21 protein-coding genes are annotated in these 22,496 nt (G+C 70.8%); 6 read left to right on the top strand and 15 right to left on the bottom strand.

Annotated features, from left to right (window positions below):
* Nucleotides 1-160: 160 nt before the first annotated feature.
* The 3 genes from OG568_RS37985 to OG568_RS37975 all read right to left on the bottom strand — a co-directional run bounded on the left by OG568_RS37985 (nucleotide 161) and on the right by OG568_RS37975 (nucleotide 2,198).
* A complete protein-coding gene (locus OG568_RS37985; protein ID WP_329534812.1) occupies nucleotides 161-1,246 on the bottom strand; it encodes a prephenate dehydrogenase in 1,086 nt (361 codons plus the stop codon).
* Nucleotides 1,243-1,605 (bottom strand): chorismate mutase, encoded by a 363-nt coding sequence (aroH, locus tag OG568_RS37980; protein ID WP_266415663.1) that lies wholly within the window; start codon nucleotides 1,603-1,605, stop codon nucleotides 1,243-1,245. Before aroH ends, OG568_RS37985 begins: the two co-directional genes overlap by 4 nt.
* Before the next feature lie 158 nt (nucleotides 1,606-1,763).
* On the bottom strand, nucleotides 1,764-2,198 hold the full coding sequence (locus OG568_RS37975) for a YidB family protein (RefSeq protein WP_329534811.1): 435 nt from the start codon (nucleotides 2,196-2,198) through the stop codon (nucleotides 1,764-1,766).
* Nucleotides 2,199-2,423: 225 nt separating this feature from the next.
* On the opposite strand from OG568_RS37975, the gene OG568_RS37970 reads away from it, so the two are divergent.
* The 4 genes from OG568_RS37970 (at nucleotide 2,424) to OG568_RS37955 (ending at nucleotide 5,013) form a co-directional block, all read left to right on the top strand.
* Entirely contained in the window at nucleotides 2,424-3,113 is a 690-nt protein-coding gene (locus OG568_RS37970) for a hypothetical protein (RefSeq protein WP_329536567.1), read from the top strand.
* Between the two features lie 76 nt (nucleotides 3,114-3,189).
* A complete protein-coding gene (locus OG568_RS37965; RefSeq protein WP_329534810.1) occupies nucleotides 3,190-3,774 on the top strand; it encodes a DUF6529 family protein in 585 nt (194 codons plus the stop codon).
* Nucleotides 3,771-4,208, top strand: a complete 438-nt coding sequence (locus OG568_RS37960; protein WP_329534809.1) for a Rieske (2Fe-2S) protein — start codon at nucleotides 3,771-3,773, stop codon at nucleotides 4,206-4,208. The genes OG568_RS37965 and OG568_RS37960 overlap by 4 nt, the downstream gene beginning before the upstream one ends.
* A gap of 22 nt (nucleotides 4,209-4,230) precedes the next feature.
* Nucleotides 4,231-5,013, top strand: a complete 783-nt coding sequence (locus OG568_RS37955; RefSeq protein WP_329534808.1) for a nucleotidyltransferase domain-containing protein — start codon at nucleotides 4,231-4,233, stop codon at nucleotides 5,011-5,013.
* Here the strand turns inward: OG568_RS37955 and OG568_RS37950 are convergent.
* The 12 genes from OG568_RS37950 to OG568_RS37895 form a co-directional block, all read right to left on the bottom strand.
* Nucleotides 4,909-5,691 (bottom strand): nucleotidyltransferase domain-containing protein, encoded by a 783-nt coding sequence (locus tag OG568_RS37950; RefSeq protein WP_266591008.1) that lies wholly within the window; start codon nucleotides 5,689-5,691, stop codon nucleotides 4,909-4,911. The two genes, OG568_RS37955 and OG568_RS37950, sit on opposite strands and share 105 nt — an antisense overlap.
* A 28-nt stretch (nucleotides 5,692-5,719) precedes the next feature.
* Nucleotides 5,720-6,745 carry an ADP-ribosylglycohydrolase family protein gene (locus OG568_RS37945; RefSeq protein ID WP_266581538.1) on the bottom strand — a complete coding sequence of 342 codons (1,026 nt, stop codon included), beginning with the start codon at nucleotides 6,743-6,745 and terminating at the stop codon, nucleotides 5,720-5,722.
* Nucleotides 6,742-7,506 carry an NUDIX hydrolase gene (locus tag OG568_RS37940; protein ID WP_329534807.1) on the bottom strand — a complete coding sequence of 255 codons (765 nt, stop codon included), beginning with the start codon at nucleotides 7,504-7,506 and terminating at the stop codon, nucleotides 6,742-6,744. The genes OG568_RS37945 and OG568_RS37940 overlap by 4 nt, the downstream gene beginning before the upstream one ends.
* Nucleotides 7,507-7,759: 253 nt before the next feature.
* Nucleotides 7,760-8,905: a pseudouridine synthase gene (locus tag OG568_RS37935; protein ID WP_329534806.1), complete on the bottom strand. Its 1,146-nt coding sequence runs from the start codon at nucleotides 8,903-8,905 to the stop codon at nucleotides 7,760-7,762.
* Nucleotides 8,905-9,561, bottom strand: coding sequence for an SMC-Scp complex subunit ScpB (gene scpB, locus OG568_RS37930; protein ID WP_266415649.1), 657 nt, complete (start codon nucleotides 9,559-9,561; stop codon nucleotides 8,905-8,907). Before scpB ends, OG568_RS37935 begins: the two co-directional genes overlap by 1 nt.
* Nucleotides 9,558-10,640, bottom strand: coding sequence for a segregation and condensation protein A (locus OG568_RS37925; RefSeq protein ID WP_329534805.1), 1,083 nt, complete (start codon nucleotides 10,638-10,640; stop codon nucleotides 9,558-9,560). The genes scpB and OG568_RS37925 overlap by 4 nt, the downstream gene beginning before the upstream one ends.
* Nucleotides 10,641-10,658: 18 nt before the next feature.
* On the bottom strand, nucleotides 10,659-11,222 hold the full coding sequence (locus OG568_RS37920; protein ID WP_266581546.1) for a hypothetical protein: 564 nt from the start codon (nucleotides 11,220-11,222) through the stop codon (nucleotides 10,659-10,661).
* Nucleotides 11,207-12,334 carry a ParA family protein gene (locus OG568_RS37915; RefSeq protein WP_329534804.1) on the bottom strand — a complete coding sequence of 376 codons (1,128 nt, stop codon included), beginning with the start codon at nucleotides 12,332-12,334 and terminating at the stop codon, nucleotides 11,207-11,209. Before OG568_RS37915 ends, OG568_RS37920 begins: the two co-directional genes overlap by 16 nt.
* Before the next feature lie 423 nt (nucleotides 12,335-12,757).
* Complete coding sequence (ald, locus tag OG568_RS37910; protein ID WP_329534803.1) at nucleotides 12,758-13,882, bottom strand: alanine dehydrogenase; 1,125 nt, start codon at nucleotides 13,880-13,882, stop codon at nucleotides 12,758-12,760.
* Nucleotides 13,883-14,047: 165 nt separating this feature from the next.
* Nucleotides 14,048-16,147: a tetratricopeptide repeat protein gene (locus tag OG568_RS37905; RefSeq protein WP_266581550.1), complete on the bottom strand. Its 2,100-nt coding sequence runs from the start codon at nucleotides 16,145-16,147 to the stop codon at nucleotides 14,048-14,050.
* Between the two features lie 180 nt (nucleotides 16,148-16,327).
* Nucleotides 16,328-16,954: an NUDIX domain-containing protein gene (locus OG568_RS37900; RefSeq protein WP_266581552.1), complete on the bottom strand. Its 627-nt coding sequence runs from the start codon at nucleotides 16,952-16,954 to the stop codon at nucleotides 16,328-16,330.
* A gap of 85 nt (nucleotides 16,955-17,039) precedes the next feature.
* The gene (locus OG568_RS37895; protein WP_329534802.1) at nucleotides 17,040-18,689 is read right to left on the bottom strand and encodes a CTP synthase; all 1,650 of its coding nucleotides are present in this window, start codon (nucleotides 18,687-18,689) and stop codon (nucleotides 17,040-17,042) included.
* Nucleotides 18,690-19,199: 510 nt separating this feature from the next.
* On the opposite strand from OG568_RS37895, the gene OG568_RS37890 reads away from it, so the two are divergent.
* Nucleotides 19,200-21,008, top strand: coding sequence for a glycoside hydrolase family 15 protein (locus OG568_RS37890; protein ID WP_266591010.1), 1,809 nt, complete (start codon nucleotides 19,200-19,202; stop codon nucleotides 21,006-21,008).
* Between the two features lie 142 nt (nucleotides 21,009-21,150).
* Nucleotides 21,151-22,488 (top strand): FAD-binding oxidoreductase, encoded by a 1,338-nt coding sequence (locus tag OG568_RS37885; RefSeq protein WP_329534801.1) that lies wholly within the window; start codon nucleotides 21,151-21,153, stop codon nucleotides 22,486-22,488.
* Nucleotides 22,489-22,496 lie beyond the last annotated feature (8 nt).

Here is a 22,496-nt window from a genome sequence, read left to right as displayed (position 1 = left end):
GGTGGGAACACCTTCCTGGTGCGGGGTGGAGGTCTGTGCGGGGCACGATCGCGCCCCGCACAAGGTTACTGGCTCCCCGGACCCCGCATTACTGACCCTTCCCGGGGTCGGTCACCTTGCGCCACTGCCGCGTCGTCCGGCCCCGGGCCGGACGACGGTCCTACTGCCGCAGTGCCCAGCCCCGCTCCCGCAGTGCCGCGCTCAGCACCGGCGCCGCCTTCGGCTCCACCATCAGCTGGACGAGGCCGGCCTGCTGCCCGGTCGCGTGCTCGATGCGTACGTCCTCGATGTTGACTCCGGCGGCCCCCGCGTCGGCGAAGATGCGGGCCAGCTGGCCGGGCTGGTCGTCGATGAGGACGGCCACCGTCTCGTACGTCAGCGGAGCGGCACCGTGCTTGCCGGGGACGCGGACCTGGCCCGCGTTGCCACGGCGCAGGACGTCCTCGATGCCGCCGGCGCCCTCGCGCCGCTTGGCCTCGTCGGAGGACTGGAGGGCGCGCAGGGCCTGGACCGTCTCGTCGAGGTCGGCGGAGACGTCCGCGAGGAGGTCGGCGACCGGGCCCGGGTTCGCGGACAGGATGTCGATCCACATCCGCGGGTCGGAGGCCGCGATGCGGGTCACGTCACGGATGCCCTGCCCGCAGAGCCGTACCGCCGCCTCCTCCGCGTTCTCCAGGCGCGCGGCGACCATGCTGGACACCAGGTGCGGCATGTGGGAGACGAGCGCGACCGCGCGGTCGTGGGCGTCGGCGTCCATGACGACGGGGACGGCACGGCAGTGCGACACCAGCTCGAGAGCGAGGTTCAGGACCTCGGTGTCCGTGTCCCGGGTGGGGGTGAGGACCCAGGGGCGGCCTTCGAAGAGATCGCCGGTCGCGGCCAGCGGGCCCGACTTCTCACGGCCCGACATGGGGTGCGAACCAATGTACGTGGAGAGGTCGAGGCCGAGCGCCTCCAGCTCGCGGCGCGGTCCGCCCTTGACGCTCGCCACGTCGAGGTAGCCGCGCGCGACCCCGCGCCGCATGGCGTCCGCGAGCGTCGCCGCCACGTGCGCAGGCGGGGCCGCCACGATCGCGAGGTCCACCGGCCCGCCGGGCGCCTGGTCGGTGCCGGCGCCGAGCGCGGCCGCCGTACGGGCCTGCTCCGGATCGTGGTCGGTGAGGTGGACGACGACGCCCCGCTGGGAGAGCGCGAGGGCCGCCGACGTGCCGATCAGCCCGGTTCCGATGACGAGCGCGGTTCTCACTGGGCGATGTCCTTGCGCAGCGCGCCCGCGGCGCCCAGGTAGACGTGCGCGATGTCGGCGCGGGGCTTGTCGGACTCGATGTGCGCGAGGACCCGTACGACCCGGGGCATCGCGCCCTCGATGTCCAGCTCCTGCGCGCAGATCAGCGGCACGTCGACGATGCCGAGCTTGCGGGCGGCGGCCGCCGGGAAGTCGCTGTGCAGATCGGGCGTCGCGGTGAACCAGATGCTGATGAGGTCGTCGGTGGTGAGACCGTTCCGCTCCAGGATGGCGGTGAGCAGCTCGCTGACCTGCTCGTCCATGTGGCCGGCCTCGTCCCGTTCCAGTTGGACGGCGCCCCGGACCGCTCGTACCGCCACGGTGTCACTCCTCGCTGAGCCGAGCTACGTACTGGTCGTATCTCGTCGTATGTCGTCGTGTCTCGTCCTGTCACACCAGCGTAGTCAGGCCGCGAGGCGCCAGTGCGCGGCGCCCGCCTGACGAGACGGCCGCCGCGCACGAAAACAGGGAGCACGTCTCAGAGCGACTGCTGCTTGATGAGGTCCTCCAGGGAGGCGCCCGGCTGCGGCAGCTCTCCGCTCGGGGTCAGCTTGTCCACCGCCCGGGGCAGGTGCTGGGCGATCTGGTCCGCGGCCTCCTGCGGGCTGACGCCGGACTGTGCGGCGACCTCCTGGAGGGTGTCGTCGGGCAGGGCCTGAGCGATCTGCTCACCGCTGACGGGCTTGTTCTCGCCCGTGCCGATCCACGACTGCGCCTGGTCCATCAGGCCGGACTTGGTGAGCATCTCCAGCAGGCCGCCCAGGGGATTGCCGCCGGCCGCCTGGCCAGCGCCGCCGCCCAGGGCGCCGAGCAGCGCGCCGAGGATGTCGCCCGCGCCGGAACCGCCGGTTCCGGCCTGTCCGCCTCCGCCGAGGAGACCGCCGAGCAGGCCGCCGAGATCGTTACCCGCCATGGTCACGCCTTTCGAGAGTGGGTTTCGGGGAGTGTCCAGGGAGTGTCTTTCGGAAGTGCGACCGGGGGCAGGTCACCGCCCGGCGCCGGTCTCCGCCAATGTCACCTGAATCGCCCTATCCCGCCACTTGTAGTGAGAACACACCTGTGCGCCTCTGGACGCCGGGGCACCGGTCCGCTCTCATGGCAGGAGACTCGCCTCGGGGGAGGCCCACACATGGCCCGTATGAAGCGCCCAGGACCGCTGCTCACCCTTCTGGCGGGGCTCCTGCTCGCCGTGTTCATGCTGGCGCTCAACGCGACGACGGGGACGAAGAACGCGTCCTCGTCGTCCCCGGAGGCCTCACCCAGCGCCCCACCCCAGGCGAGCCCGTCGCCCACCGGTACGCCGCCTTCGTCGAGCCCCCCGTCCGCCTCGAAGAGCGCGCCGCCTCCCTCGAAGAGCGCGCCGCCGAACGCCGACTACGCGGGCCGTACCGACGACGACTCCTCCGCGGTCGCCGTCTCCCTGCGGGACGGCAAGGCGATCGCGTACTTCTGCGACGGCCGGAGCAAGGAGTCGTGGCTGAAGGGCGACGTCAAGGACGACGGCACCATGAAGCTCACCGGCAAGCAGGGCGCCGAGCTGAACGGCACGCTCAAGGACGGCAGGAGCATCCGCGGCACCGTCGACCTCGGCGGGCAGCGCTACGCCTTCACCGCCGACAAGGCGGTCAAGCCGTCCGGGCTCTACCGCGCGACCGCCACGGTGCGCGGCGCCAAGCTCGACGGCGGCTGGATCGTGTTGCCCGGCGGTAAGCAGGTCGGCATCCTCGACCGCGACGGCAAGCCCGCGGCGGCGCCGACGATCGACCCGGAGACCGGCACCGTGACGGTCGACGGACAGACACTCACCGCCTCGCCCGTCACTCCATGACCCGTCACCCCGAGATCCGTCACTCCAAGATCCGTTCGTGAACCCTTTCCTGGCCCCTTCCTGATCGGGAACCGATATGACCGTGGATCCGAACGCCGCCACCCAGGGCTTCCCCTCTCCCTCGCCCGCCCACCGCCGCCCGGGCGCGGCCCGCTATCTCGTCCCGGCCCTGGTCGCCGCGGCGGTCGCGGTCGGCCTCGGCGCCTACGGCAAGACGCACCACCCGGCGGGGACCGCCTTCAACCTCGCGGGATTCAGCAGCACGGGCGCGGTGAAGTCGTGGCTGGCGACGACGGCGTTCGCCTTCGCGCTGGTCCAGCTCGTCTCGGCGTTCATGGTCTACGGGAAGCTGCCCGGGCCGAGCTGGGCACCGACGCTGCACCGCTGGTCGGGACGGGTGGCGTTCCTGGTGGCGGTGCCGGTCGCGGTGCACTGCCTGTACGCGTTGGGCTATCAGACGTACGAACCGAGGGTGATGTGGCACTCGCTCCTGGGTTGCTTCTTCTTCGGTGCATTTAGTGCCAAAATGCTCTTGCTCCGCTCGGAGCGACTGCCCGGCTGGCTGCTGCCCCTGGTCGGAGGACTCGTCTTCGTCGTCCTCACGGCCATCTGGCTGACGTCGGCTCTCTGGTTCTTCCGTACGTTCGGAGTGACGACATGACGAACCCCCCGACGCGGCGCACGGTGCTCGGAACGGGCGCGGTCTTCCTGCTCGCGGGATGCAGCAAGTACGGCGACAGCAACAGCTCGTCGGCTTCCGCCCCGACCGCGACCACCTCCCCGATCGCCAAGCCCTCAGCAGGCAAGGAAAAGGAACTCGCCGAGAAGAGTGACATCCCGGTCGGCGGCGGCAAGGTCTTCAAGGAAGAGAAGGTCGTGGTCACCCAGCCGAAGAAGGGCGAGTTCAAGGCCTTCTCGGCGATCTGCACCCACCAGGGCTGCACGGTGAACAAGGTCGCCGACGGCACCATCGACTGCCCCTGCCACGGCAGCAAGTACCGCATCACCGACGCCTCGGTGGTCCACGGCCCGGCCACGCGTCCCCTGCCCGCGAAGAAGATCACGGTGAAGGGAAAATCGATCTTCCTGGCGTGAGCGGGCGCGTACGCTCCGGGGCATGCATTCCGATGCCCCGGTGACCCTGGTGCGCGACCACACGATCTACTCCTGCGTGATGGGTTCGCGCGCCTTCGGGCTGGCCACGGACGGCAGCGACACGGACCGCCGGGGTGTGTTCCTCGCGCCGACCCCTCTCTTCTGGCGCTTCGAGAAGCCCCCGACGCACGTCGAAGGGCCGGCCGAGGAACAGTTCAGCTGGGAACTCGAACGCTTCTGCACCCTCGCGCTGCGCGCCAACCCGAACATCCTGGAGTGCCTGCACTCCCCTCTCGTCGAGTACGTCGACGACACGGGCCGCGAACTCCTCGCCCTGCGCGAGGCGTTCCTCTCCCGCCGGGCGCACGACACGTTCGCCCGCTACGCCCTGGGCCAGCGCAAGAAGCTGGACGCCGACGTCCGGCAGCACGGCGCCCCGCGCTGGAAACACGCCATGCATCTCCTGCGCCTCCTCATGAGCTCCCGTGACCTGCTGCGCACCGGCGCGCTGACGATCGACGTCGGCCCCCGGCGCGAGGAACTGCTCGCGGTGAAGCGCGGTGAGGTCCCCTGGCCGGAGGTCGAGGCCTGGATGTCCCGACTCGCGACCGAGGCGGACGAGGCAGCCGCCCGCAGCCCCCTGCCCGCCGAACCGGACCACGCCCGCGTCGAGGACTTCCTCCTGCGCACCCGCCGCGCCTCAGCCCTCCGCGCGGACTCCGAAGCCCCCCGGACTCTCCAGCCGGACCCGGACGACGAACGCGTGCAGGGCGTCGTACGCGGACGGAGCGTCCGGCAGCGCTGAGGCGCCCTGCGCCGCGTCCAGCACGTCGTGCAACCGCTCCACGTCGGCCGCCACGCGCGCGTGGTCGACGTCCGCGTCCCCGTGCTCCCGCTCCGCCTTCGCCACGATCAGGTCGGACAGATACCCGGGCGCCTCCCCGACCTCGGCGACCAACGTAGGCAGATCGGCCTGCACCTCGCCGCTGCGCATCAGATGAATGCCGGTGAGCAGCACCCGGAACGTGTAGAGCAGCGGCTTGAGTTCACCGGTCTTCTCGAAGAGACGCCACTGGGTCGCCGCGAAACCCCGGTAGTGGTGGGCGTGGTGGGAGGTGAGGACCCCGGGGGCGAGCGAGACCAGCTCGCGGTGCGCCTCCCCGGTGTGCACGACCAGGGGCGAGAGCAGCTGCTCCAGCACATAGCCGTTGCGCCGCAGCATCAACCGTACGAACTTGCGCAGGTCGTGGGTGACGAGGTCCATCTCGACGCCGTCCCGGTCCCACATCCGCGACCGGGTCTCGTCCGGCTCGCGCAGGCCGACCAGTTCGGCCGCCGACAGCAGGTGTACGCCCCTGAGGTCGACGTCCGAGTCGCGCGAGGGGAAGCCGTACAGGTGCGCCCCGGAGACGGTGGCGAACAGCACCGGGTCGGGCTGCTCGGCCACCACGGCCGCGAGGTCGATGTCCAGGACGTCGTCGATCATCGCCCAAGCATCCCAGAGCCGTCTCTCAGGCATCCCAGAGCGCCCCCAGCGACATGAGGTCGCTCTGGTACTCGATACGGTCGGCCCATTCCGTCGGCCAGGCGTCGGAGCCGTGGTGGGCGCCGGCGAACGCGCCCGTCAGGCAGGCGATGGAGTCGGAGTCGCCGGAGGTGCAGGCCGCGCGGCGCAGCGCGGTGACGGGCTCGTCGACGAACTGTAGGAAGCAGAGCAGTCCGGTGGCGAGCGCCTCCTCGGCGATCCAGCCCGCGCCGGTGGCCAGGCACGGGTCGCTCTCGGGCGAGGCGGTGCGCACGGCGTCCTGAAGGCGGTCGAGGACCTCGAGGCACTCGTCCCAGCCGCGTCCGATGAAGTGCTCCGGTGTGGGGTCCTGGCTGCGGGTCCACAGGTCACCGAGCCAGCGGGAGAGGTAGCGGCCGCGGTTCTCCCGGGCGTACGAGCGCAGGAGGCCGATCAGTTCGGTCGGCTTAGCGCCTCCGGCGAGGAGCCACACGGCGTGCGCGGTGAGGTCCGAGGCGGCGAGCGCGGTGGGATGGCCGTGGGTGAGCGCGGCCTGCAACTGCGCGGCGCCCGAACGCTGTTCGTCGCTGAGCCCCCGTACGAGCCCGACCGGCGCCACCCGCATGTTGGCCCCGCACCCCTTGGAGCCGATCTGACTGGCCTCCTGCCAGGGCCGGCCCTCGGTCTTCAGGAGGTTGCAGGCCACGAGGCAGGTGCGGCCGGGCGCACGGTTGTTGTCGGGCGACTGGTACCAGTCCACGAACTCCTCGCGCACCGGCCGTTCCATCCGCAGCGGTGTGAGCAGGCCGCGGTCCATCGCCGTACGCAGTCCCCGCCCCAGCGCCAGCGTCATCTGTGTGTCGTCCGTGACGATCGCGGGCCGCGGCAGACTCATCTCCCGCCAGGGGCCGAACTTGGCCAGGATCGAGGGGACGTCGTTGAACTCGGTCGGGAAGCCCAGCGCGTCGCCGAGGGCGAGGCCGAGCAGGGAACCGGTGGCGGCGTGCTTCGCGAGCGTCGAGGTGGTGGTCATGAGGGCCGTCCTTCCGAAGGGGGACGCAGCAGGGGTGGCTGCAGGGCGGTGGCGCCGCCCGCGCGGTAGAGCGCGGCAGGTTTGCCGCGGCCTCCGGTGAGGCGCGCGGCCCCCGGGACCGGTTCGACGAACCCGGGCGTGGCGAGGACCTTGCGCCGGAAGTTGGGCCGGTCGAGGACGGCGCCCCACACCGTCTCGTAGACCCGTTGCAGCTCACCGAGGGTGAACTCGGGCGGGCAGAAGGACGTGGCCAGACAGGTGTACTCGAGCTTGGCGCCGACGCGTTCGTGGGCGTCGGCGAGGATGCGGTCGTGGTCGAAGACGAGCGCGCCGACCGAGCCGTACGGCACCCACCGGGCCTGCGCCGCGTCCCCGCCGCCGTGCGGCTCGGGAGGGTCGGGGAGCAGCGCGGCGAACGCGACGGAGACGACCCGCATTCTCGGGTCACGGTCGGGTTCGCTGTAGGTCCGCAGTTGTTCCAGATGGAGGCAGGAGAGGTCCGGGACACCGGTCTCCTCGGCCAGTTCGCGCAGGGCGGCCGTCTCCGCGGACTCCTTCGGCAGCACGAAGCCGCCGGGCAGCGCCCAGCGGCCGGCGTACGGTTCCTGTCCCCGTTCGACGAGCAGCACCTCGAGCTCGCCCGCGCGGACGGTCAGGACGGCGAGGTCGACGGCGACGGCGAAGGGTTCGAAGGCGTACTTGTCGTAGCCCTCGGGGGCGTCGCCACCGGGCGAGCGGCCTTCCTGTGCGTGCACGCCCACCCGCCCCCGCTCCCCACCGCGCCCCGTGATCACTGCCCGCGGTGATCACCACGACCCGCGATCACCGCGACTAATAGTCATGACGACTCTAAAAAGTGCGGGTGCGTGTCCACAAGACCTCTGCCGCGTTTCATCTGTCCGCGACAGAAGCCCTCAGCGGCCCCTGGAGCGCACCGGAGCCCGCCGTGCTCCCGGATGGGCGGGGAAGGCGGGCGGAGGGCGCACAGGGCCCTCCAGGGCCGTCGGGCGGGGCCTAGAGATCGACCTCCTGCATGAGCATCCCGACCTCGGTGTTCGACAGGCGGCGCAGCCAGCCCGACTTCTGGTCGCCCAAGGTGATCGGACCGAAGGACACCCGCACGAGCTTGTCGACCGGGAAGCCGGCCTCGGCGAGCATGCGGCGCACGATGTGCTTGCGGCCCTCGTGCAGGGTCACCTCGACGAGGTAGTTCTTGCCGGTCTGCTCGACGACCCGGAAGTGGTCCGCCTTCGCGTACCCGTCCTCCAGCTGGATGCCGTCCTTGAGCTGCTTGCCCAGGTCGCGCGGGATGGGGCCCACGATGTGCGCGAGGTAGGTCTTCTTCACGCCGTACTTGGGGTGGGTCAGGCGGTGGGCCAGCTCGCCGTGGTTGGTGAGCAGGATGACGCCCTCGGTCTCGGTGTCGAGCCGCCCGACGTGGAAGAGCCGCGTCTCCCGGTTGGTGACGTAGTCGCCGAGGCACTGCCGGCCCTCGGGGTCCTCCATCGTCGAGACGACGCCGGCCGGCTTGTTCAGCGAGAAGAACTGGTACGACTGCGTGGCCACGGTCAGCCCGTCGACCTTGATCTCGTCGTGCTCCGGGTCGACGCGCAGACCCTGCTCCAGGACGATCTCGCCGTTGACCTCGACCCTGGCCTGCTCGACCAGCTCCTCGCAGGAGCGCCGGGAGCCGTAGCCCGCACGCGCGAGCACCTTCTGCAGGCGCTCACCCTCCTGCTCGGCGCCCGGGAAGGTCTTGGGCAGCTTGACGTCGGGCTTGCCCGCGTACCGGTCCCGGTTGCGCTCCTCGGTCCGCGTCTCGTACTCGCGGGAGCGCGAGGGCTCCGTACGGCCGCCGCGCTGCTGGCCCTGCTTGGGGCCGCCCTTGGCACCGCCGCGCGCCGCGTTGCCGCGCCCGGACTTCGGGCCGTCCGGCGAGGCCCCGGGGCCTACGTCGTAGCGGCGCTCCTCGGGGCGGGGCTTGCTGGGACGCTTCGGCCTGTCGTCGCGCCCTCCCGCGCTCCTCGGCTGGGAGCCGCTCCCACCGCTCCCCCGCGGGTTTCCGCCACCGCCGGTCCCCCGCGGGCTGCTGCCCCCGCCGGTTCCCCGCGGGTTGCCGCGCCCGCTGTTCCTGCCACTGCCACTGCCACTGCTTCGCATCAAAGTTCCGTCGTCGTCGTGTCGTCTGCATCTGCGTCCGGTGCATCCGGATCGAACGACGGGACCCCTTCCAGCGTCTCGGCCTCGATCGCGTCCGCCTCGGGAAGGAAGGGCGCGAGCTCCGGGAGCTCGTCCAGACCGCGCAGGCCCATTCGCTCCAGGAAGTAGTTCGTCGTCACGTACAGGATCGCACCTGTTTCGGGTTCCGTGCCCGCTTCCTCGACCAGACCGCGCTGCAACAGGGTGCGCATCACCCCGTCACAGTTCACTCCGCGGACCGCCGAGACCCGGGATCGGCTGACCGGCTGACGGTAGGCGACGACCGCCAGGGTCTCAAGGGCCGCCTGCGTGAGCCGGGCCTGCTGCCCGTCGAGGACGAAGCGTTCGACGGCCGCCGCGTACTCGGGCCGGGTGTAGAAACGCCAGCCGCCCGCGATGAGCCGCAGCTCGAAACCGCGGCCCTGGACGGTGTACTCGTCGGCCAGCTCCCGCAGCGCGTCCTTGATCTGCCGTTTGGGCCGCTCCAGGATCTTCGCGAGGTGCTCCTCGGTCGCGGGCTCGTCCACGACCATGAGGACGGCCTCCAGGGCGGGCTTCAGGTCGAGGTCGGCGACGGTACGCAGGCCCGCCGGGACGTCGGTGGTCTCCTCGCTCACGCCTTCTCCTCCTTGGCGCCGTCCTTGATCTTGTCGTCCTTGGCCGCCTCCGCCGGGCGGTCGAACTCGTCCGTCACTCTCGGCTGGGCATCGCCGTCCCCGCCCGTCCAGCGCACCATGAGCTCCCCGAGGGCCTCCTCCTGGTCGAGGGCCACGGCCTTCTCCCGGTAGAGCTCCAGCAGGGCCAGGAACCGGGCCACGACGGTGAGGGTGTCCTCGGTGTCCTCGACGAGGGCGCGGAAACTGGCCTCCCCGTGCTCCCGCAGCCGCGCCACCACGATCCCGGCCTGCTCCTGCACGCTCACCAGCGGGGCGTGGATGTGGTCGACGTACACCTGCGGCTTGGGCTTGGGCTGCATCGCCTTCACGGCGAGCCTGGCGAATCCTTCCGCCCCGATGCTGATGACCACCTCGGGCAGCAGCTCGGCGTGGTGGGGTTCGAGCCCGACGGTACGGGGGTAGCGGCGCGCCTCTTCCTCGAGCCGGGCGTTGAAGATGTCCGCGATCTGTTTGTACGCGCGGTACTGCAGCAGCCGCGCGAAGAGCAGGTCCCGCGCCTCCAGGAGTGCGAGGTCCGCCTCGTCCTCGACCTCGGCGGCGGGCAGCAGCCGGGCGGCCTTCAGATCGAGCAGCGTCGCCGCGACGACCAGGAACTCGGTCGTCTGGTCGAGGTCCCAGTCCGGCCCCATCGCCCTGATGTGCGCCATGAACTCGTCGGTGACCTTGGACAGCGCCACTTCGGTGACATCAAGCTTGTGCTTCGAGATCAACTGAAGCAGCAGGTCGAACGGCCCCTCGAAGTTGGCGAGCCGCACCTTGAAGACCCCGTCACCGACCTCGTCGGCAGCCGCGGGGGCCTCGGCCTGCGCCGGAGGCTCGGGCACCGTCTCCGCGGGGGCCTCGACGGGCCCCTCGGCCGACTCGACCCGCCCCATGACCGGCTCGACCGGCGCCTCGACCGGATCCTCGGCCGGTCCGCCCCGCCCCTCCGTCGGGACCGGCGTCGCGCCGGGGCCCCGGCCCAGGACACGGCGACGGCCGCCGGAGCCGGCGGGGACAGAGGTGTCGTTCGAGGTCATAGCCGTCGCAGGCTACCTCTACCGCCCGCGAAGCCTTCGTACGAGGATGCTCGCGTCCCCGCGGGATTCAAGATCGGCGAGTACGACGGCGACCGCCTCGCGGACGATCCGGCCGCGGTCGACCGCGAGCCCGTGTTCTCCGCGGAGCACCAGCCGGGCGTGCTCGAGGTCCATGAGCTCCTCGGCGGACACGTACACGGTGATCTTCTCGTCGTGCCGCTCCCGCCCGCTGGGCCGCCGGTTGGCGGCGCGGGAACGCTTGCCGCGGGCGGGCTGCTGCCCGGCCGCGCCCTCCTGCGTCGCCTGGCGCCGCGCCGAGCGCTCCGGGGCCGTACCCCGGCTGCGGGACTCCCCCGTGTCGGCGTCGGCGGCGACGTGTTCGTCGCCCTCGCCGTCACCGCCCCGCACGGGCACCGACTGCGGCGCGTCGTCCGCGACGGCGGCCGGCTCGCTCTCACCGGCCGGAGCCGGCACCCGGGCCTCGCCGTTGGTCCGGCGGGTGGGGGTGGATGACTGGAGCGCCATGCCCCCGGTGGTACGGAACAGTTCGTCGGCCCCCGGCAGACTCACTCGGCGGGACACCGGGCGAGCACCTCCCTGGCGAGCTGGCGATAGGCGGCGGCACCGACGGAGTTGGAGGCGTACGTGGTGATCGGCTCACCGGCGACGGTGGTCTCCGGGAAGCGGACGGTCCGGCCGATCACCGTGTGGTAGACGTGATCGTCGAACGCCTCGACCACGCGCGCGAGCACCTCGCGGCTGTGCACCGTGCGGGAGTCGTACATCGTGGCGAGGATGCCGTCGAGCTCCAGCTCGGGGTTGAGCCGCTCCTGGACCTTCTCGATGGTCTCGGTGAGCAGCGCGACACCGCGCAGGGCGAAGAACTCGCACTCGAGCGGCACGATCACCTTGTGGGCCGCCGTGAGGGCGTTGACGGTGAGCAGGCCGAGCGAGGGCTGACAGTCGATCACGATGTAGTCGTAGTCGGCCATCAGCGGCTTCAGCGCGCGCTGCAGCGTGGACTCGCGCGCGACCTCGGACACCAACTGCACTTCGGCGGCGGACAGGTCGATGTTGCTGGGCAGCAGGTCCATGTTCGGGACCGCCGTCTTCAGGAGCACCTCGTCGGCCGCCATGCCCCGCTCCATGAGCAGGTTGTAGACGGTGAGGTCGAGCTCCATGGGGTTGACGCCGAGACCCACGGAGAGCGCGCCCTGCGGGTCGAAGTCGACGAGCAGGACCCGGCGTCCGTACTCCGCGAGCGCGGCACCCAGGTTGATGGTCGACGTCGTCTTGCCGACGCCGCCCTTCTGGTTGCACATCGCGATGATCGTCGCGGGGCCGTGACTGGTCAGCGGACCCGGGATCGGGAAGTACGGCAGCGGGCGTCCGGTCGGACCGACGCGCTCACGGCGCTGACGGGCCGCGTCGGGCGCGAGCGTGGCCGCGTACTCGGGATCCGGCTCGTATTCGGCATCGGGGTCGTAGAAGTGCCCCTCGGGCAGTTCGTCGTAGTCGGCGAAGTGGGTGCGGTTCTCGCCACTTCCGTTGCCGGCCATGGCGTTCACGTGATGGCCATCCATGCTCGGGTGTGCTGTCTGAGTCATCCGGGGACTCTGGTGGGCTGCGAAGGTTCGGACAGCGACGGAGCCGACAGCCTCGAGCCCCATGGGGCCCTGGCCCCGCGCCGGCATTCCTGGTTGACCACCCCCGGGAGTAAATGTCGACTCATTCACAAGTCGTCTTACCTCCTTGGTGACCAGGAAACTTCTAGATAGGTCAGCGTGGCACCATGCCGACGGTTGGCGACTCTATGGCGTGTCACCGGTCCGCAGCAACACAATCCGCCGGACCCGACCCGATGCGTCGGCAACCGAACACCCCTCTGTCAAGGGCGTAAGGCCGTCGCACAGCAGGTTTCACGGGTGTGCGAATCGGTTGAAGGGTTACGTTCGTGGCGAGTTGAACGAGTGTCGCAAAGTGACCCGACACACACCCGGCCGGACCTTGTTGGACAAGGTCCGGCCGGGTGCGGGGCGTTGACGACCTGTGTTGACGTATCGCCTTTTGCCGATTGACGGGTCAGCCGGATACGCGTCCGGTCACCCTTCGGTGTCTCAGCCGAGCAGGGACTCCAGCTCCACGTGCTCCAGGCCGTGCGCCTCCGCGACCTCCCGGTAAACGACCTTGCCGTCGTGCGTGTTGAGGCCCTTGGCCAGCGCGGGATCGCGGCGCAGCGCCTCGACCCAGCCGCGGTTGGCCAGTTCCACGATGTACGGCAGCGTGGCGTTGGTCAGCGCGTACGTCGAGGTGTTGGGCACGGCGCCGGGCATGTTGGCGACGCAGTAGAAGACCGAGTTGTGGACCGGGAAGGTCGGCTCGGCGTGCGTGGTCGGGCGGGAGTCCTCGAAGCAGCCGCCCTGGTCGATCGCGATGTCGACAAGAACACTTCCCGCCTTCATCCGCGACACGAGCTCGTTGGTGACCAGCTTCGGGGCCTTGGCGCCCGGGATGAGGACGGCACCGATGACGAGGTCGGCCTCGAGGCAGGCCTTCTCGAGCTCGAAGGCGTTGGAGACGACGGTCTGGATCTTCGTGCCGAAGATCTTGTCCGCCTCCTTGAGCTTGTTGATGTCGCGGTCGAGCAGGGTCACCTGGAAGCCCATGCCGATGGCGATCTGTGCGGCGTTCCAGCCGGAGACGCCGCCGCCGATGACGACCGCCTTGGCGGGCAGCACACCCGGGACACCGCCGGGCAGCACACCGCGGCCGCCGTTGGCACGCATCAGGTGGTAGGCGCCGACCTGGGGGGCGAGGCGGCCCGCGACCTCGGACATCGGGGCGAGCAGCGGCAGCGCGCGGCTCGGCAGTTCGACCGTCTCGTACGCGATCGCCGTGGTGCCGGACTCCAGGAGCGCGTCCGTGCACTCCTTGGAAGCGGCCAGGTGCAGGTAGGTGAAGAGGGTCTGGTCCTTGCGGAGGCGGTGGTACTCCTCCGCGATGGGCTCCTTGACCTTCAGCAGCAGGTCGGCGGCGGCCCAGACCTCGTCCGCGGTCTCCAGGATCCGCGCGCCGGCGGAAACGTACTCGTCGTCCGTGATCGAGGAGCCGACACCGGCGTTGCGCTCGACGACGACCTGGTGGCCGTTGCGCACCAGCTCGTGCACACCGGCGGGGGTGATGGCCACCCGGAACTCGTTGTTCTTGACCTCGCGGGGGATGCCGACCTTCACGTCGATCACGGTCCTTGACTCAGAGGGTTCTGGGGCTATGCACGGCCGGGGCGATGCAAGCCGGGGCAATGCATGTCATACCCGGACGCAACGGGGCGCACCGGGAGACACCACGAAAGAACGCGGCGGAGCCAGTCTAATGAAGGGGTTCTCTCTGTCTAGCCTTTCAATGCATCAATCTTCGACGGATGCACTGCGGATTTCGTAGGCGTTGGCGCCTTGTCCCGTGCCTTCTGTGTCTTCCTTGGCCGTCGCGCTCTCCGGGAGCTCATCACCCAGCATGCGCTCGGCCGCCTTGCGGTGCAGTCGCGCCGCGGCGGGGTCACCCAGCCGGTCCAGGGTGTCGGCCAGCCGGAGCTGCAGCGCGGCCTGCAGCCGGTGGTCCTCGGCGCGGCGCGCCCACTCGACCGCCTCGTGGCAGGTGCGCAGCGACTCCTCGGGCCGCCCCGCGTACTCCTGCACGCGCGCCAACTCGCTCAACGCCCTTGCCTGAGCGGGCACATCGCCGTTCCTGCGGTGCCCGGTGACGGCGGCACGCCAGTTGCGCAGCGCCTCGCCGTAGCGGCCCGCGTAGGTGTGCACGGTGGCGATACGGCCGTACAGCCGGGCGGCGTCCACCCGCTCGTCGCGGGCCAGGCGTTGGACGAGTGCCCTGCCGTACCAGTCGGCGGCCCGGTCGTAGTCCCCGAGCTCCTGGTGGGAGCCGCCTACGGATTCCATCGCGCGGCCGGTCGCGTAGGGGTCGTTCGCCTCGCGTCCGGCGTCCAGGGCGGCCCGGTAGCGGGCCAGGGCGTCGGCCGTACGGCCGGTCTGCGCGTCCAGGTCGGCGAGGTTGAGCAGGGCCGCGGCCTTCTCGCGGGGCAGGCCCCGGCGCTCCGCGACGTCGAGGACGAGGCGGTGGATGCCGTACAGCTCGGGCGCCGCGGCCCGGGTGCCGAAGTGGGCGACCATCGCCCGCACCAGCGCGGCCATCAGCCGCCTGGCCAGGGTGTCCAGCTCGCCGTCCGCGACCGCGAGCCGGGCCGCGGCCAGCAGCGCGGGCTGTCGGATGCGCAGCCAGTCCTCGGCCGCCCTGGGGGTCGGGAAGCGCAGCTCGCGGGGCAGCGCGGCGAGCTTCTCGCGGGCGGGCGCGTTGTCGGTCTCCGTGATGGTGCGGCAGGACACCAGCAGCCGTACGGTCCGCTCCAGCATCCGGGCGCGGGCCAGCTGCAGCTCGGCGGGGCGGTCCTGGCTCTCGGCGAGGGAGCGCAGCAGCGGCAGCAGGCAGCCGGGCACCTCGTACTGCGGCAGCCGCGACTCGACGGGCCGTAGGAGGCCGAAGCCGACGAAGTCGTCCAGGGCGTCCCGGGCGGTGTCCACCGAGCAGCCGGCCAGCGCGGACGCGGTGTGCGGGTCGATGAGTCCGGCCGGGGCGAGCGAGAGCAGGCGCAGTATCCGCGCGGCGGTGGCGGGCAGCGCGGTGTACACGAGGCGGAAGACCCGGGCGAGCGGGCCGCTGTCGTCACCCTCGGTGCGCAGCTGCTTGGCGAGGTCGGCGACGGCCGAGGTGGGGCGGGCGGCGAGCCAGCCTCCCGCGAGGCGCAGGGCGGCGGGCTGGCCGGCGCACTCCTCGACCAGCCCCTCGGCGGCGAGCGGGTCGACGGTGATGCGTACCGAGCCTGTGAAACGGTCCAGCAGTTCGAGCGCCGACTTGGTGTCCAGGCCGCCCAGGGTGCAGGGGCGGACGTCCGCGATACCGGTCAGCGGTCCCCCGGAGACCGCGACGACCAGGCACTCGGGGGTGTCCGGGAGCAGGGCGTCGACCTGCTCGGCGTCGGCCGCGTCGTCGAGCAGCAGCAGGGTGCGGCGGGTGGCGAGGGCCTCGCGCACCGCCTCGCTCAGGTCGTCGGCGGCGGCCCCGGCCGGCGCGGGCAGCTCCAGGGCCGCCAACAGCTCCCGCGCGGTGTGCTCGGTGGGCACGGGGGTGCCGTCGGCTTCGGTGAGCCGGGCGCGCAGCACCCCGTCCGGGTAACTCCCCGCAACCTGCCGTACGAGCTCCTCGGCGAGCGCGGTGCGGCCCGAACCGGGCCTGCCGGCGATGAGGAGCACGCGCGCGCGGGGTGCCTTGCGGCCCGCCAGGGTGTCCAGGCCGGCGCGCTCGATGTCGACCCTGAGTTCCTTCAACTCCCGTGTACGGCCGAGGAACTGACCCTCCGTAGGAGCGGACCCGGCAGCCGGGTGCCGCCCTGCCGACGACACCTTCGTGCCGTCTGTGTCCACCGCCTGATCCGCCACGGGCCACGCTCCCGTCCCACTGCGCGCGCAAGCCCGCCGGGACTCCGGTTCGGGCGTTTCCAGAGCCTAGTTCACGCTCTGCGACGATCCCGGCGGAGCACGGCGGAGACGTCCCCCGATCGGATCAGCCGATCGTAGGACTGATGGTGTCGGAAGGTGGGAGAGGACCTCCGGGGCGCGTCAGGACTCGAAGGGGCGGGCCGGCCAGGGCGCCTCCGCCGGGCGCAGCGCGTCGAGTCCGTCACCGTCGCGGGCGGCGATCAGCGAAAGGACACCCACGACGAGACAGTTGTTGTGGAGTTCTCCCGCGAGCACCCCGCGCACGAGTTCGTCGACCGGGACCCGCGCCAGCTCCATGTCGGCCTCTTCGTCCTCGACCTCGAAGCGCTCCCCCTCGGCCTCGGAGAGATCGCGCGCGAGGAAGATCCGTACGGCCTCGGAGCAGCCGCCCGGGGTGGTGTAGACGTCGGTCAGCACACGCCAGCTCTCGGCCTTGACGTGCGCCTCCTCGTACAGCTCGCGCTGGGCCGCGTGCAGCGGGTTCTCACCGGGGACGTCGAGGAGTCCGGCCGGGATCTCCCACAGCTTGTGGCGCACGGGGTGCCGGTACTGGCGCAGCACCACCGCGCGGTCCTGGTCGTCGAGGGCGAGAACGGCCACGGAGCCGGGGTGGACCTGGTAGTCACGGCGGGCGACCGACCCGTCCGGCATGACCACGTCGTCGGTGCGGACGGACGTCTTGTTGCCGACGAAGGGAGTCGCGGTCGCCCTGACTTCCCACTCCTCGGGGGTGTCCTTGATCGTCATGTCGCGCTGCTCCTCCTACGCACCGAACGAAAACCGGGGCACACGTCCCGAAAGACGCGTACCCCGGCCACCGTACAGCCCTTGGCTACTTGCCCGTCTTGCGCTCGACGGCGGCCTTGACCAGGCCCGCGAAGAGCGGGTGCGGGCGGGTCGGGCGGGAGCGCAGCTCGGGGTGCGCCTGGGTCGCGACCAGGTAGGGGTGCACCTCGCGCGGGTACTCGACGTACTCCACGAGCTTGCCGTCCGGGGAGGTGCCGGAGAACTGCAGACCGGCCTTCTTCTCCAGCTCGCCGCGGTAGGCGTTGTTCACCTCGTAGCGGTGGCGGTGGCGCTCCTCGACGTACTCCTTGCCGTCGTACACCTCGCGCGCGATGGAGCCCTCGGCGAGCTTGGCCGGGTACATGCCCAGGCGCATCGTTCCGCCCATGTCACCCTCGCCCGCCACGATGTCGAGCTGCTCGGCCATGGTGGAGATGACCGGGTGGGCGGTGGCGGAGTCGAACTCGGTGGAGTTGGCGTCCGGGATGCCGGCCAGGTTGCGCGCGGCCTCGATCACGATGCACTGCAGGCCGAGACAGAGGCCGAGCAGCGGGATCTTGTTCTCGCGGGCGTACTGGATCGCGCCGACCTTGCCCGACACTCCTCGGTCGCCGAAGCCGCCGGGGATGCAGATCGCGTCGACGTCACCGAGCTGCTTGGCGGCGCCCGCCGGGGTCTTGCAGTCGTCCGAGGTGACCCACTTGATCTTCACCCGGGCCTTGTTGGCGAAGCCGCCGGCGCGCAGCGCCTCGATGACCGAGAGGTAGGCGTCGGGCAGGTCGATGTACTTGCCGACGAGCGCGAGGTTGATCTCGTGGAGCGGGTTGTGGACGCGGTCGAGCAGGTCGTCCCAGGTCGTCCAGTCCACATCGCGGAAGGGCAGGTCCAGCTTGCGGACGACGTAGGCGTCCAGGCCCTCGGTGTGCAGGACCTTCGGGATGTCGTAGATCGACTTGGCGTCGATGGCCGCGACCACGGCCGCCTCGTCGACGTCACACATCAGCGAAATCTTGCGCTTGATGGCGGTGGGCACCTCGCGGTCGGCGCGCAGCACGATCGCGTCCGGCTGGATACCGATGTTCCTGAGGGCCGCGACCGAGTGCTGGGTCGGCTTGGTCTTCAGCTCACCGGAGGGGCCGATGTAGGGCAGCAGGGAGATGTGCACCACGAAGACGTTGTCCCGGCCGACCTCGTGCCGGACCTGGCGGACGGTCTCCAGGAAGGGCAGCGACTCGATGTCGCCGACCGTGCCGCCGACCTCGGTGATGACGACGTCGACGTCGTCGGTCGCCATCCGCCGGATGCGGTGCTTGATCTCGTTGGTGATGTGCGGGATGACCTGCACGGTGTCGCCCAGGTACTCGCCGCGCCGCTCCTTGGCGATGACCGTCGAGTACACCTGCCCGGTGGTGACGTTGGCGGAGCCGTCCAGGTCGACGTCGAGGAAGCGCTCGTAGTGGCCGATGTCCAGGTCGGTCTCGGCGCCGTCGTTGGTGACGAACACCTCACCGTGCTGGAACGGGTTCATGGTGCCCGGGTCGACGTTCAGGTACGGGTCGAGCTTCTGCATGGTGACCCGCAGGCCCCGCGCCTTGAGCAGCGCACCCAGGCTGGAGGCGGTCAGACCCTTGCCGAGGGAGGAGGCGACACCCCCGGTGACGAAGATGTGCTTGGTCGTCGTGGATTTGGGCGGCATGGCCAAGAGGGGGCTCCCGTGGTCGCGGTCTGGTGTGCGTACCGGCGTGGTGTCCGAAGATTTCCGGAGGTGCCGTCGCTGCGGTTCGGGGGTTTCTTGCCCACCGGTCCACGGGCTACCAGGGTATCAGCGACCCGGGGAGGCTGCTTCCGGCCACGCTCCGCACGCACATGGGCACAGACCACACACACATGGGCACAGACCACACAGGACTCACTCGTTCGGACCAGCCGGGTTGCCTGGAGCGGCACGCGGATCACCCACGTGCGTCGTATCCTGCTCGGACACTCGCTGCCGAGCCCGGCCGGCACACGGCACCATCCCCGCCCGTATCCCGGAACCATGCGAGCTCGTCAGTTCGTTTCGCAACGACAATCGCACCGATAATTGACGTTCCGCAGCGACGCTTTACCAACGTTCTAACGTTCAATCTTCTAACGTTTTAACGTTCCTGTTCCCTGACCGCAGAGCGACCGCCCCTCGGGGGGCGACGTGGCCGTTCGACTGGAGATGCACGTGGCCGGGCGCATCGAGGACTACGCACTCATCGGAGACATGCAGACCGCAGCACTGGTCTGCCGGGACGGCACAGTCGACTGGCTGTGCCTGCCCCGCTTCGACTCCCATGCCATCTTCGCGGGACTGCTCGGCACGGAGGAACACGGATTCTGGCGGCTCGGGCCCGCCCACGCGGCCGACGCCGAACCACCGACGGCGGCACGCCGGTCGTACCGCGGCGACTCGCTCATCCTCGAATCCGAGTGGGACACCCCGCGCGGCACGGTCAGGGTGACCGATTTCATGCCGCCGCGTGACGGCGCGCCCCAGCTGATCCGGATCGTGGAGGGCGTCACGGGCCGGGTCCCGATGCGCTCCGCGTTGCGGATGCGTTTCTCGTACGGCCGCGTGGTGCCCTGGGTGCACAAGCACGAGGGACGCACGGTCGCCGTCGCCGGGCCCGACTCGGTGTGGTTCGACACCGCCTGTGAGACCTACGGCAAGGCGCTGACCACGTACGCGGACTTCACGGTGGCACCCGGTGACCGGATCGCGTTCACCATCTCGTGGGAACCCTCACACAAGCAGCCCCCCGCGCTGCCCGAGCCGGAGCAGGCCCTGGAGGCCACCGAGGAGTTCTGGCACGACTGGGTCGAGCAGTGCACGTACCACGGGCCCTACCGCGAGGCCGTCGTCCGCTCCCTGATCACCCTCAAGGCCCTGACGTACGCCCCCACGGGCGGCATCGTCGCCGCGCCCACCACCTCCCTCCCGGAGGAGATCGGCGGCGTACGCAACTGGGACTACCGCTACACCTGGCTGCGCGACGCGGCGATCACCCTCTCCTCCCTCCTGCGCACCGGCTACCGCGAGGAGGCCCGCGCCTGGCGCGAATGGCTGCTGCGCGCGGTGGCCGGCGACCCGGAGAACCTGCAGATCATGTACGGCATCGCGGGCGAGCGCGAGTTGGGCGAGGCGGAGCTCGACTGGCTGCCCGGATACGAGAATTCGGGCCCCGTACGGGTCGGCAACGGCGCCGCGCACCAGCTCCAGCTGGACGTGTACGGCGAGGTCACCGAGGCTCTGCACCTGGCCCACATGACCGGTCTGTCACGCAACGACTACGCCTCGCTCCTCCAGCTGAAGCTGATCCGCTACCTGGAGGACCACTGGGACCAGCCGGACGAGGGCATCTGGGAGGTCCGCGGCCCGCGCCGCCACTTCGTGCACTCCAAGGTGATGGCCTGGGTCGCCGTCGACCGCACGATCAAGCTCATCGAGTCCGGTGACGCGGACGGCCCGCTGGAGAAGTGGCGCGAACTGCGCGACGACATCCACCGGGACGTCTGCGAGAAGGGCTACGACAAGGAGCGCAACACCTTCACGCAGTCGTACGGCTCCAAGGAACTGGACGCCTCGCTGCTCCTCATCCCGCAGATGGGCTTCCTCCCCCCGGACGACAAGCGCGTGATCGGCACCATCGAGGCGATCCAGCGCGAGCTGTCCACCCCGGACGGCTTCATCCTGCGCTACCCGACCACCGGCGAGGACGCGGGCGTGGACGGTCTCGAGGGCGACGAGGGGGCCTTCCTGGCCTGCTCCTTCTGGATGGCGGACGACCTGGCGATGATCGGCCGCGTCGACGAGGCCCGCAAGCTCTTCGAAAGGCTCCTGGCCCTCCGCAACGACCTGGGTCTCCTGGCCGAGGAATGGGACCCCCGCCTCCAGCGCCAGGTGGGCAACTTCCCCCAGGCCTTCAGCCACGTGCCCCTGATCGACACGGCCCTGAGGCTGACGGCGAGCGGCGCGTACGGCGGCTGACACGAGCGGGACGGCGGCCCGCGCTCTCTTTTCGAGGGCGGGGCCGCTGCTTTTGTCCCCTTTCGGGGGCGGGGCAGCCTCACAACGAGCCCTCTAGGCTGAAAGCAGTCCCGTCCCCTCCTGAAAAAAGGGGGCAACTGCGATGTCCCCCTTCTCAAAGGCCCACACCCGCCTGGCCGCCCTCCGCGCGGACCTGACCGGCGACGCTTTCAGGCCGGAAGACCCCGGCTACGACAGCGCCCGCAAGGTCTTCAACAGCCTGGTCGACCGCCACCCCGCGGTGATCGCCCAGTGCGAGACCAAGGCGGACGTGGTCCATTGCGTCCGCTTCGCCCGGGACCTGGACCTCCACATCGCGGTCCGAGCCGGCGGCCACAGCGTGGCCGGAATGTCGCTCAACGACAACGGCCTGGTCATCGACCTGCGCCGGATGCACACGGTGACCGTCCACCCCGGCTCCCGGACGGTACGGGTCGAGGGCGGCGCCCTCATGAGCCACCTCGATCACGCCACCCGGCCCCACGGCCTGGCCACCACCGGCGCCCGGGACCCGACCACCGGCGTCGCCGGCTTCGTCCTCGGCGGCGGTACCGGCTGGCTCGACCGCGCCTTCGGTCTCGCCGTCGACAACCTGCTCGGCGTCGAGCTGGTCACGTCCGACGGCTCGCGGGTCCGGGCCACCGACCACGAGAACACGGAGCTCTTCTGGGCCCTGCACGGCGGCGGCGGGAACTTCGGCGTCGCCACCGCACTGACCCTGAGACTGCACCCGCTGCCGGAGTTCTCGATCGCCCTGCTGACGTACCGCCCGGAGGCCGGCCCGGACGTAGTACGCACGTACCGCGAGATCATGGAGGCCGCCCCTCCCGAGGCCGGCGGCGGCATCATCCGCGAACAGCTGGTCGACGCGCTCCTGACGTACACGGGCCCCGAGCGGGACCTCCGCGAGCTCGCCCAGCCGCTGCGGGCGCTGCCCCACGTGGCCGAGATCCTCACCGCTCTCCCGCACCCCGAACTCCAGCGCGTGCTGGACAGCCCGCCGGGCCTGAGGAACCACTGGTCCGCCGAGTCCCTGACCGGCCTGCCCGACGAGGCCGTGGACGTCTTCTGCGAGCTGGGGAACGCCATGCCCGTCCCCACGGCCACCCGCCACCTGCTGTTCCCGCAGGGCGGCGCGATCGACTCCGGCCCGGACCGGTACCCCGTGCCGTTCCGGGACGCCCGGTGGACCGTGCACCCCTTCGGGATGTGGGAGGACCCGGCCGACGACGAGCGCTGCGTCCAGTGGGTCGAGGACGTGCGCGCCGCATTCCGGCCGTGGAGCAGCGGCGCGGTCTGCCTCAACCTCATCGGCGACGAGGGCGTGGACCGCGTGGTGGCCGGCCTCGGCGCCGCGAACATCCGACGGCTGGCCGCGGTGAAGGCCGTCCACGACCCGGACAACGTCTTCCGCTTCAACCACAACATCCCGCCCCTGTAGGGAACCGG

It is taken from the genome of Streptomyces sp. NBC_01450, from assembly GCF_036227505.1.
In the GTDB taxonomy this organism is placed as follows: Bacteria; Actinomycetota; Actinomycetes; order Streptomycetales; family Streptomycetaceae; genus Streptomyces.
The sequence above is the reverse complement of the archived record's forward strand: the minus strand, read 5'-3'. Positions and strand labels throughout refer to the sequence as shown.

Excerpts from the sequence above, each read along its gene's own strand:
- OG568_RS37975 (WP_329534811.1), bottom strand. The coding sequence starts at position 2,198 with ATGGCGGGTAACGATCTCGGCGGCCTGCTCGGCGGTCTCCTCGGCGGA.
- OG568_RS37970 (WP_329536567.1), top strand. The coding sequence starts at position 2,424 with ATGAAGCGCCCAGGACCGCTGCTCACCCTTCTGGCGGGGCTCCTGCTC.
- OG568_RS37965 (WP_329534810.1), top strand. The coding sequence starts at position 3,190 with ATGACCGTGGATCCGAACGCCGCCACCCAGGGCTTCCCCTCTCCCTCG.
- OG568_RS37960 (WP_329534809.1), top strand. The coding sequence starts at position 3,771 with ATGACGAACCCCCCGACGCGGCGCACGGTGCTCGGAACGGGCGCGGTC.
- OG568_RS37955 (WP_329534808.1), top strand. The coding sequence starts at position 4,231 with ATGCATTCCGATGCCCCGGTGACCCTGGTGCGCGACCACACGATCTAC.
- OG568_RS37945 (WP_266581538.1), bottom strand. The coding sequence starts at position 6,745 with ATGACCACCACCTCGACGCTCGCGAAGCACGCCGCCACCGGTTCCCTG.
- OG568_RS37935 (WP_329534806.1), bottom strand. The coding sequence starts at position 8,905 with ATGCGAAGCAGTGGCAGTGGCAGTGGCAGGAACAGCGGGCGCGGCAAC.
- OG568_RS37925 (WP_329534805.1), bottom strand. The coding sequence starts at position 10,640 with ATGACCTCGAACGACACCTCTGTCCCCGCCGGCTCCGGCGGCCGTCGC.
- OG568_RS37915 (WP_329534804.1), bottom strand. The coding sequence starts at position 12,334 with ATGCCGGCGCGGGGCCAGGGCCCCATGGGGCTCGAGGCTGTCGGCTCC.
- OG568_RS37900 (WP_266581552.1), bottom strand. The coding sequence starts at position 16,954 with ATGACGATCAAGGACACCCCCGAGGAGTGGGAAGTCAGGGCGACCGCG.
- OG568_RS37895 (WP_329534802.1), bottom strand. The coding sequence starts at position 18,689 with ATGCCGCCCAAATCCACGACGACCAAGCACATCTTCGTCACCGGGGGT.
- OG568_RS37890 (WP_266591010.1), top strand. The coding sequence starts at position 19,200 with ATGCACGTGGCCGGGCGCATCGAGGACTACGCACTCATCGGAGACATG.
- OG568_RS37885 (WP_329534801.1), top strand. The coding sequence starts at position 21,151 with ATGTCCCCCTTCTCAAAGGCCCACACCCGCCTGGCCGCCCTCCGCGCG.